The 583-nt window shown below is 64.8% G+C and carries 1 pseudogene; it reads left to right on the top strand.

Annotated features, from left to right (window positions below):
* A pseudogene (locus tag DC522_RS35650) lies at positions 1 to 196 on the top strand (hypothetical protein); the annotation flags it as partial.
* Between the last annotated feature and the right edge of the window lie 387 nt (positions 197 to 583).

Genomic DNA, 583 nt, shown 5'->3' on the forward strand with positions numbered 1-583 from the left:
TGTGGTATGCTCTGATGGTGGTCGGTTTACTGCATCACGTCTTCTAAGCGCCGGAGGTTCGGTCATGGCCCACCGCGAACAGCATGGTAACCGCGAAAGCAAAAAGCCCAAGAAGGACAAGGGCAGCCTGAAAACCCAGCCCAGCAAGTGGGCCGTCAGCGAGGTCGTGGAGGCAAAAGCCAGTTCCAGGCACTAGCGCCGCGGGCGCCCCGAAGGGCCCGCCGGTGAACCGTGGCCCCGGTTTCCCGCACGATGCGCGGCCTGAAAGAGGAAGCCTCGGACCCAGAAGTGGGGGCGCCTTTTCACGTCCGCCCCTGCTGCCGGACCTCCCGCCGACGACCCGAAAGCTCAGGGTGGTCCAGGGTGCGCAGGATCGGGCGCGCCGGGGAACCCCGCCCCGGCATCGTTGTTGGCCCGACAGGCTCACGCAGGAACGGAGGCAAGGCGATGATCTGTCCATTCTGCAGGCAGGACGTGGAGGAGCCCTGTCAGAACGTTGTGGAGATGCAGCGGCGGGCCAGCGAGCAGATCGACCGTTGTGAGAGGGCTCTCAAGAGCCTCAAAGGCATCGTGTTCGGCTGAC

This window comes from Microvirga sp. KLBC 81, from assembly GCF_003075415.1.
In the GTDB taxonomy this organism is placed as follows: domain Bacteria; phylum Pseudomonadota; class Alphaproteobacteria; order Rhizobiales; family Beijerinckiaceae; genus Microvirga.